6 protein-coding genes are annotated in these 10059 nt (G+C 72.7%); 5 read left to right on the top strand and 1 reads right to left on the bottom strand.

The window, feature by feature from the left end:
• Nucleotides 1–1170 precede the first annotated feature (1170 nt).
• The 4 genes from ACWCP2_RS09335 (at nucleotide 1171) to ACWCP2_RS09320 (ending at nucleotide 8112) form a co-directional block, all read left to right on the top strand.
• Complete coding sequence (locus ACWCP2_RS09335) at nucleotides 1171–3291, top strand: IucA/IucC family protein (RefSeq protein ID WP_450907978.1); 2121 nt, start codon at nucleotides 1171–1173, stop codon at nucleotides 3289–3291.
• Nucleotides 3292–3323: 32 nt separating this feature from the next.
• On the top strand, nucleotides 3324–4043 hold the full coding sequence (locus ACWCP2_RS09330; protein ID WP_450907959.1) for a GNAT family N-acetyltransferase: 720 nt from the start codon (nucleotides 3324–3326) through the stop codon (nucleotides 4041–4043).
• A gap of 177 nt (nucleotides 4044–4220) precedes the next feature.
• A complete protein-coding gene (locus ACWCP2_RS09325) occupies nucleotides 4221–6089 on the top strand; it encodes an IucA/IucC family protein (RefSeq protein ID WP_450907958.1) in 1869 nt (622 codons plus the stop codon).
• Between the two features lie 52 nt (nucleotides 6090–6141).
• Complete coding sequence (locus tag ACWCP2_RS09320) at nucleotides 6142–8112, top strand: ATP-dependent DNA helicase (RefSeq protein ID WP_450907957.1); 1971 nt, start codon at nucleotides 6142–6144, stop codon at nucleotides 8110–8112.
• Between the two features lie 90 nt (nucleotides 8113–8202).
• Here the strand turns inward: ACWCP2_RS09320 and lexA are convergent, their stop codons facing one another.
• Nucleotides 8203–8994 carry a transcriptional repressor LexA gene (lexA, locus tag ACWCP2_RS09315; RefSeq protein ID WP_214953278.1) on the bottom strand — a complete coding sequence of 264 codons (792 nt, stop codon included), beginning with the start codon at nucleotides 8992–8994 and terminating at the stop codon, nucleotides 8203–8205.
• A 489-nt stretch (nucleotides 8995–9483) separates the two neighbouring features.
• Here lexA and nrdR point away from each other — a divergent pair, with 489 nt between their 5' ends.
• Nucleotides 9484–9993: a transcriptional regulator NrdR gene (gene nrdR, locus ACWCP2_RS09310; RefSeq protein ID WP_250748823.1), complete on the top strand. Its 510-nt coding sequence runs from the start codon at nucleotides 9484–9486 to the stop codon at nucleotides 9991–9993.
• Nucleotides 9994–10059 lie beyond the last annotated feature (66 nt).

Here is a 10059-nt window from a genome sequence, read left to right as displayed (position 1 = left end):
TCTTCGGTGAACGCCGTCCCCGCCGCCCAGGTATCTGTCTCGGCGCGGCCCGCTGCCTCGCCGTCCCCGGCGGCCTCTGCCGGGTACGTGCCGAGCCGGTCGGCGCAGCCCGCTGGTACGCGGCCCGTGGATCCCGGTCTGGGCATGGCCCCGGCCGCACCCGGGGCCTCGGAGGGGGCGTCTTCGGTGAACGCCGTCCCCGCCGCCCAGGTATCTGTCTCGGCGCGGCCCGCTGCCTCGCCGTCCCCGGCGGCCTCTGCCGGGTACGTGCCGAGTCGGTCGGCGCAGTTCGCCGGTATGGGGCTCGTGGGTCCCGGTCTGGGCGGGGCCCTGGCCGCACCCGGGGCCTCGGAGGGGGCGTCTTCGGTGAACGCCGCTGCCGCCGAGGCGGCTGCTTCGGCGCGACCCACCGCCGCCCCCTCCCCGGCGGTGTCCCTCGGGCAGTCCGCCGCTGCCGGGGCCGTGGGTCCTGGTGCGGGCACGGCTCCGGTCGATCCGGGGGCATCGGAGGGGGCGTCTTCGGTGAATGTCGCCTCCGCCGCCGAGGTGGTTGTCTCGGTGTGGCCCGCTGCCTCACCTTCACCGGATGGCAGGCCGGCTCCGTCGTCGTCGGGGGCTACGGCGCGACCGGAGTCGCACGCGTCTCCCGCGGCCCCGGGGTTGGAGCCTTCGCCCACCGCCCCGGCAACGGCGGAACGTTCCCCCGGGCCCGTCGCCGAACCGCTTGTGCCCGGCGGGTCGACGCCTCTTCCCACGGCGTGGCCGCCGCTGTTCGCTCCGGAGGACGGACGTCCCGGGCCCGCGCTGGATCCGCAGGTGCCCGGGGGGTCCGTGCCTCCCTTCACGGCGTGGCCGCCGCTGCTCGGGCCGGAGGGCGGATCCCCCCGGTCCGGCCCTGATGCGGCCGCCCCCGCGTGGCCGCCGCTGCTCGCTTCAGCGGGCGGCTCTCGTCAGGCCACCGCCGACTCGGCCGCCCCCACCGCGTGGCCGCCGCTGGCCGGTTCCCTGGCGGGGCCCGGGACGCCGGCTCTCGGTGCGGACACGGGCGGTGCGTCCTCGACCTCGAGCGTGGCCTCGGAGCCGGGTCGCGGTGCCACGGCAGACCTGGCGGGAGGCCGGCCCGGCGAGGGCTGCGGGGATGAGGTTCGGGGAGCTGTGTCCGGGCCCGGGATGTCGGCCGATGCCGACGAGCCGGCCTCGGGAGGGCAGGGCAAGGCCGCGGCGCCCCAGGTGCCTTCCGTGGCGGCCCCTTCGGCGTCGGGCTCCACCGGCACGCCCGCCGCCGAAGACCCGGGGCTCGCACGGCAGGGCGCGGCCGGACCGGGGGAGCGGGCCGTGGCGCCCGCGCCGCCGGGCGACGGGTTCCCCGGTCCGGCCGGTGCGTTCCCGGGCATGCCGGCCGCGGGCATGCCCTGGCCGTCGCCCGAGCCGCAGCCGTCCGCCGCGGTGCCACGGCAGAAGGACGGTTCCGTCAGGCCCCGCGCGGGAGCGGCCGACCCGTTGGACCACCCCGACCCCAGGATCGCCGCCGAGGCCGCCTCGGTGGAGAACCTGCTGCGCTGCTGGGTCCGGGAGACCGGACTCGAACAGCCCGTCGGTCCCGTCCTGCGCATCCCCCTCCCCGCATCGGGCACTGCCCTGCTCGTCGCGGTCCGCTACTGGTCCGCGGCCGGCTGGCACCGCTTCGGTCCGGCCCGCATCGAAGGCGTTCCCGCGGACGCCCCCGCCGTGGACGCGGTCACCCTCGCGGCACTGATCTCCCGCGAAGGCGAAGGAGCCCAGGGAAGCAGCGCCCAGGCAAGCGGCGCCCCCACCGGCTGCGCCCCCACCGGCTGCGTCCCCACCGAGTGCGCCCCCGGCGGATCCGACCTCGTCGGGCGGGTCGCCGACTCGGTGCGCCGGACCGCCGAGTTCATCACCGACCGCCGCCAACGCCCGGCTGCACCCGCCCCCGTCGCCGGTGACCGGTTCCTCACCTCCGAACAGTCCCTCCTCCTGGGCCACCCGCTGCACCCGACCCCGAAGAGCCGCGAAGGGCTCTCCGAGGCCGAAGTCCGCCGCTACTCACCCGAACTGCACGGCTCCTTCCCCCTGCACTGGGTGGCGGTCGCACCCGCCGCCCTCGCCACCGACTCCGCCTGGACCGAACGCGGTCGCCCGGTCCCGGCGGCCCGGCTCCTGGGCCGCCTCGCCCCGGGGCTCCCGGTGCCCGACGGCGCCACCCCCCTTCCCCTTCACCCCTGGCAGGCCCGCGACCTGCTCCAGCGCCCCGCGGCAGCCGCCCTCCGCGACGCGGGACTCCTGCACGACCTGGGCCCGTACGGTGCCCCCTGGTACCCGACCTCCTCCATCCGCACCGTCCACCGGCCCGGCGCCCCCGCGATGCTCAAGCTCTCCCTGGGCCTGCGCATCACCAACTCCCGCCGCGAGAACCTCCGCAAGGAACTGCACCGCGGCATCGAGGTGCACCGGCTGCTCCGCACCGGACTCGCGGAGCGGTGGCAGGCCGCCCACCCCGGCTTCGACATCGTCCGCGATCCCGCGTGGGTCGCCGCCGACGCCCCGGACGGCACGCCCGTCCCCGGACTCGACGTCCTGCTCCGGCACAACCCCTTCCGGCCGGGCGACGACGCCCTCTGCATCGCGGCGCTCACCGCACCCCGCCCGTGGCCCGGGCGGAACACCATGAGCTCCCGGCTTGCCGAGACCATCTCGCGCCTCGCCACCACCACCGGGCGGACGACCTCCGCCGTCGCCGCCGAGTGGTTCCTGCGCTACCTCCAACACGTCGTCCTGCCGGTGCTCGCCTTCGACGCGCTCGCCGGCATCGCCCTCGAAGCGCACCAGCAGAACACGCTGGTCCTCCTCGACCCGGCTGGCTGGCCGGTCGGTGGCCGCTACCGCGACAACCAGGGCTACTACTTCCGCTCCTCCCGCCGTGCGGAACTGGAGCGGCGGCTCCCCGGAATCGGCGCCACCAGCGACACCTTCGTCTCGGACGCCGTCACCGACGAACGCTTCGCCTACTACCTCGGCATCAACAACGTGCTCGGTCTCATCGGAGCCTTCGGATCCCAGCGGCTCGCCGACGAGCGCATCCTGCTGGCCGCCTTCCGTCGTTTCCTCGGGAAGGCAAGGGATCTCGGCCCGCTCCCCGAGAGGCTGCTCGATTCGCCCACCCTGCGCTGCAAGGCGAATCTGCTCACCCGCCTCGGAGGTCTCGACGAGCTCGTCGGCCCCGTCGACACCCAGTCCGTCTACGTCACCATCGCCAACCCCCTTCACGACTGACGCGTCAGCCCCGAAACGGAGAAGAGCCCCCGATGCCCTCCACCGACTTCCACACCGGCGTGCTCCTCACCGATGTGCACCGCACCCTCGCGACCGATGTGCACCCCGATGTGCACCCCGATGTGCGCCGCACCCTCGCGCCGCGCCTCAGCGCCGAGTCGCTTCCCCGGCTGGCCGAAGCCGACCTGCTCGACTCCCCGGCGGCCTGGGGTGGCGTCACGACGCGGTTCGGTGTGTTCCGCCTCGAACCCGTACGCCTCGACCGCGACCTGGCGCTGCTCACCGGGTGGATGAACGACCCGGAGGTGGACGCCTATTGGGAGCTCGCCGGTCCGGCAGCCGTCACCACCGCCCATGTCCGGGCACAGATGGACGGGGACAGCCGCAGCATCCCGTGTCTCGGCCTCCTCGACGGCGCGCCGATGAGCTACTGGGAGATCTACCGGGCCGACCTCGACCCGCTCTGCGCCCACTACCCGGCGCGGCCCCACGACACGGGTATCCACCTGCTCATCGGAGACGGCACGAACCGCGGCCGAGGTCTCGGCACCGCGCTCCTGCGCGCCGTCGCCGACCTGGTGCTCGACAACCGCCCCCGCTGCATGCGCGTCATCGCCGAACCGGACATCCGCAACACCCCCTCCGTATCAGCCTTCCTGAACTCCGGTTTCCGCTGCCCCACCGAGATCGAGCTGCCCGGCAAACGAGCCGCCCTGATGATCCGCGAGCGGGCCCTGCGCAATCTCCTCTGATCCCCGTGGCGCCTCTGGCACCTCTGGCACCTCTGACACCTCAGATCCTTTTCGAGCACCGCCCCCAGCCCCCCAGGTCCCGGAAGCCCCTCCGTTGCCGTCCACCTCGTCAGTTCCCGCACCCGTGAACCCTAAAACCCTGCGTCGCGCAGCAATGTTTCCGACCCGAGGAGTCCCGTGCAGAACTTCCCCGCAGCCCCCGACTCCTCAGGCCCCCGCTTCCCGGACCCCGTGCCCCTGTCGCCCCAGCACCCGTGCATCCCGCCCGAGCTGAACCGTCCGACCTGGGAGTTCGCCGCCCGCCGCCTGCTCGCCAAGATGCTCGGCGAGTTCGCGTACGAGGAGATCATCAGCCCGGTCCCCGCCCCGGCCGCCTCCGGAGACGCCTGGACGCTGACCCTCGACGACGGCAGCAGCCTCGGCTTCCGTGCCCGCCGCCGGGCGTACGGCAGCTGGCACGTCACGCCCGACACGATCACGCTCACCCCGCAGCCCGGCTTCTCCGGGTCGCCCACCGCCTTCGGGGATCCGTACGCCTTCCTCATCCGGGCGCGCACCCTCCTCGGCCTCGACGGCGCCACCCTCGGCCACCTCGTCCGCGAGCTCAGTGCCACGCTCGCCGCCGACGCCCGCATCGACCACACCGCGCTCACCGCGGACGTCCTCGCCGACCTGGACTACGCGGCCCTCGAAGGCCACCAGACCGGCCACCCCTGGCTCGTCCTCAACAAGGGGCGGATCGGACTCTCCGCCTCCGACACCGCCGCCTGGGCGCCCGAGGCCCGGACCGCCCAGCGCCTGCCCTGGCTCGCCGCCCACACCTCCCTCGCGCACTACCGGGGCACCGCCGGCCTGGAAGACCCCGCCCGCCTCTACTCCGCCGAGCTCGACCCCGTCACCCGCGCCCTCTTCGACCGGACCCTGCGCGACCGCGGCCTCGACCCGCTCGGCTACCTCTACCTCCCCGTCCACCCCTGGCAGTGGGACGAGGTCCTCCTGCCCCTCTTCGCCCCGGCCCTCGCCGCCGGCACCCTGGTCCCGCTCCCCGCGGACCCGGACCTCCGCCTGCCCCAGCAGTCGATCCGCACCTTCCTCAACCTCACCCGCCCCGACCGCCACAGCGTCAAACTGCCGCTCTCCGTCCTCAACACCATGGTCTGGCGGGGCCTGCCCTCGGACCTGGCCCTCGCGGCCCCCGCCGTCACCGCCTGGATCCACTCCCTGCGCGACGGCGACCCCTTCCTCCGCGAGGAATGCGGAGTGATCCTGCTCGGCGAAGTCGCCTCCGTCACGGTCCGCCACCCCGTCTACGACGCGCTCCCCGAAGTCCCGTACCAGTACAAGGAGCTGCTCGGCGCGATCTGGCGCGAGCCGCTGGCCGGGCACCTCGCCCCGGGCGAGCGGGCCCGCACCCTCTCCTCGCTCCTGCACACCGATCCCCGCGGCCGGTCCTTCACCGCGGAGCTCGTCGCCCGGTCCGGCCTGACCCCCACGGTCTGGCTCCAGCACCTGTTCGCCGCCCTGCTGCCTCCGCTGCTCCGCTTCCTGTACCGCTACGGCACCGTGTTCTCCCCGCACGGCGAGAACGCCGTCGTGATCTTCGACGAGCACGACGTCCCCGTCCGGCTCGCGATGAAGGACTTCGTGGACGACGTCAACATCAGCGCCGAACCGCTGCCCGAGCTGGCGGTCATGCCGGGCGAGGTCCGCGCGGTCCTGCTCTCCGAGCCCGCGGACTTCCTTCCCCAGTTCATCCACTCGGGGCTCTTCGTCGGCGTCTTCCGCTACCTCTCCGCCCTCTGCGAGGACCGGCTCGGGGTCCCGGAGGACACCTTCTGGTCCCTCGTAAGGGCGGAGATCCTGCGCCACCAGGCCCGTTTCCCGGAGCTCAAGGAGCGCTACGAGCTCTTCGACCTCCTCGGTGAACGCATCGTGAGGCTGTGCCTGAACAGGAACCGCCTCTACGAGGACGGCTACCGCGACCGGCCCGACCGCCCGCACGCCGTGCGGTACGGCACCGTGCCGAACCCCCTCCACCGGTCGTGAGCGCTCGCCGGTGCGGTCGCTGTCGGTGGAGCCCCGTAGGGTTGGCACTGCTATGACGAAGCCCTCCCTCCCCGACCTGCTGCACGCCGCCGTCTCCGCCGTCGGCGGCACGGAGCGCCCCGGCCAGGTGGCCATGGCCGAAGCCGTCGCCGAAGCGATCGACGACAGTTCCCACCGCCTCATCCAGGCCGGAACCGGCACCGGTAAGTCCCTCGGCTACCTGGTGCCGGCCCTCGCGCACGGTGAGCGCGTGGTCGTGGCCACCGCGACGCTGGCACTCCAGCGCCAGCTCGTCGAGCGCGACCTGCCCCGGACGGTGGAGGCGCTGCATCCGCAGCTCCGCCGCCGCCCGCAGTTCGCCATGCTCAAGGGCCGCTCCAACTACCTGTGCCTGCACCGCCTGCACGAGGGCGCCCCGCAGGACGAGGAGGAGGGCCTCTTCGACCAGTTCGAGGCGGCCACCCCGACGAGCAAGCTCGGGCAGGACCTGCTGCGCCTGCGCGACTGGGCGGACGAGACCGAGACGGGCGACCGCGACGACCTCACCCCGGGCGTCTCCGACAAGGCCTGGGCGCAGATCTCCGTCTCCTCCCGCGAATGCCTGGGCGCGACGAAGTGCGCGTACGGTGCCGAGTGCTTCGCGGAGGCCGCCCGCGAGCGGGCCAAGCTCGCGGACGTGGTGGTCACCAACCACGCGCTCCTGGCCATCGACGCCATCGAGGGCGCCCCGGTCCTCCCGCAGCACGAGGTGCTGATCGTCGACGAGGCCCACGAGCTGGTGTCCCGGGTGACCGGGGTCGCCACGGGGGAGCTCACCCCGGGGCAGGTCAACCGCGCCGTGAAGCGCGCGGCGAAGCTGGTCGACGAGAAGACCGCCGACTCGCTGCAGACCGCGTCCGAGACCTTCGAGCGGGTCATGGAGCTGGCTCTTCCCGGACGGCTGGAAGAGATCCCGGAAGACCTCGGCTACGCGCTGATGGCCCTGCGGGACGCCTCGCGCAGCGTGATCTCCGCGACCGGCAACACGCGGGACAAGTCCGTCCAGGACGAGGACGCCGTCCGCAAGCAGGCGCTCGCCGCGGTGGAGAGCGTGCACGGCGTCGCGGAGCGGATCGTCGCCGGCTCCGAGTACGACGTGGTCTGGTACGAACGCCACGACCGCTTCGGGGCGACCCTCCGGGTGGCTCCGCTGTCGGTGTCCGGCCTGCTGCGCGAGAAGCTGTTCTCGGAGCGCTCGGTGGTCCTGACCTCCGCGACCCTCAAGCTCGGCGGCGACTTCAACGGGGTCGCGGCGTCCATGGGCCTGTCCCCCGAGGGCGTCGAGGGCGAGGACGCGCCGCAGTGGAAGGGCCTCGACGTCGGCTCGCCCTTCGACTACCCCAAGCAGGGCATCCTCTACGTGGCCAAGCACCTGGCCACCCCCGGCCGCGAGGGCACCCGCGGCGACATGATGGACGAGCTCGCGGAACTGATCGAGGCGGCGGGCGGCCGCACCCTTGGCCTCTTCTCCTCCATGCGCGGGGCGAAGGCCGCCGCCGAGGAACTGCGCGGCCGGCTCGAGCACCCGATCCTGCTCCAGGGCGAGGAGACGCTCGGCGAGCTGATCAAGGCCTTCGCCGCCGATCCGAAGACCTGCCTGTTCGGAACCCTGTCGCTGTGGCAGGGCGTGGACGTGCCGGGGCCCAGCTGCCAGCTGGTGATCATGGACAGGATCCCGTTCCCGCGCCCCGACGACCCGCTGATGAGCGCCCGCCAGAAGGCGGTCGAGGAGCGCGGCGGGAACGGCTTCATGTCCGTCGCCGCGACGCACGCGGCGCTGCTCATGGCCCAGGGCGCGGGCCGGCTCGTACGGGCCACCGGGGACAAGGGTGTCGTGGCGGTCCTGGACCCCCGGCTGGCCACGGCCCGCTACGGGAGCTTCCTGCGGGCCACGCTGCCGGACTTCTGGTACACCACGGATCGCAATCAGGTCCGCCGCTCGCTCGCCGCGATCGACGCCGCGGCGCAGGCCGAGGACAAGTAGGCGAAGACGAGCGGGGTGAGGGCCCTGTGCACACAAAGCAGCTCCGGGACCGGCGCAGTAGGTCCCGGAGCTGGATGAGGGCGCGGGGCGTCAGACCCGGCGCAGTACCGCCACGACCTTGCCGAGGATGGTGGCCTCGTCGCCGGGGATCGGCTGGTAGGCGGCGTTGTGCGGGAGCAGCCAGACGTGGCCGTCCTCGCGCTTGAAACGCTTGACCGTGGCCTCGCCGTCCAGCATGGCGGCGACGATGTCGCCGTTCTCGGCGACCGGCTGGCGACGGACCGTAACCCAGTCGCCGTCACAGATGGCGGCCTCGATCATCGAGTCGCCGACCACCTTGAGGCAGAACAGCTCTCCGTCACCCACGAGCTGGCGGGGAAGGGGGAACACGTCCTCCACCGACTCCTCGGCGAGGATCGGGCCACCGGCCGCGATCCGGCCGACCAGGGGCACGTACGAGGCCGCGGGCTTGCCCGTGGTGTCCGTGGGCTGCGAGCTGGGCTGGTCGGAGCCGCGGACCTCGTACGCCCGGGGGCGGTGGGGGTCGCGGCGCAGGAAGCCCTTGCGCTCCAGGGCCATCAGCTGGTGCGCGACGGAGGAGGTGCTGGACAGGCCGACCGCCTGGCCGATCTCCCGCATCGACGGCGGGTAACCGCGCCGCTGCACCGAGTCGCGAATGACCTCGATGACCCTCCGCTGCCGGTCCGTGAGCCCGGAGCTGTCGGCGCGGATGCCTGGAGGTCGCCCTGGCAGCGAGCGTGCGGGGCGTACGGGCTCCGCCTCCGGGTTCAGACTTGCGTCATTCATGGCATGCACCGGCTCAAGTCGGCTCTGGGAGCGGTTCTGGGCAGTGATGGTGGCACTGTCTGCGGTGGTGGTCACGTCGGCCCCTCTCGAAATGTTCTCCCTAGCTGGACAACGGTAGTTGCTTTCGAAAGGTTGCGCCAAACACACGTTCGAGTGAAAAATCGGAGATCACCCACCGTGTTCACTTCGTGAGGTGTATATGCCGCCCGGCGGGTCGTCCCGGCGCCGTCCGGCCCGAACGGGGGTTCGGCTCCGGAGTCACTGATTACGGTACCCTTCCGGGTCGGGTCACCACCGTCCGGGTCCGCGCCCAGTCTGGCACCGCGAGGCCCGTTATCCGGCCATCGGACGCGACGACACGCGGAGCGGTGTAAATCCACCACAACCCAAGATCTAGTGGTTGGATGAGCGCTGCCACCCAGAAGTTGTGGTCCTCGGTCTGCCGGGGTCCCCGACATCGCATATGCTTGTGGCTGCTTCGAGAGCCTCCGACAGAGCTTCCACTCTGCCGTTCTGGGGTCTCAAGAGGTGATTCAGTCGTGCCAAGAGGAGGGTGAGGGAACCATGCACTGCCCCTTCTGCAGGCACCCCGACAGCCGGGTCGTCGACAGTCGCACCACCGACGACGGCACGTCGATCCGCCGGCGCCGCCAGTGCCCCGACTGCTCCCGTCGCTTCACGACGGTGGAGACGGCCTCGCTGATGGTGATCAAGCGCAGCGGGGTGACCGAACCCTTCAGCCGTACCAAGGTCATCTCCGGCGTGCGCAAGGCGTGCCAGGGGCGGCCGGTCACCGAGGACGCCCTCGCCAAACTCGGCCAGCGGGTCGAGGAGGCGCTGCGCGCCACCGGGAGCGCCGAGCTGACCACCCACGACGTGGGTCTGGCCATACTCGGCCCGTTGCAGGACCTCGATCTGGTCGCTTACCTCCGGTTCGCGTCCGTTTACAAGGCGTTCGACACACTCGAAGACTTCGAGACCGCCATCGCGGAACTCCGCGTGCCGCGGCCTCACGAAGAGTGCGAGCCCGGTGGGACCGCTCCGGTCCCCGTGCCCGCCTCCGCCGCCGACTGACCGGCCTGCCCGTTCCCCGTCGCATGCGCGACGTGGAGCGGCCGGTGGGTCCGGCGAAGAAGACGT

The sequence above is a fragment of the Streptomyces sp. NPDC002104 genome (genome assembly GCF_053593795.1).
This window is presented reverse-complemented; position numbering and strand designations above follow the sequence as displayed.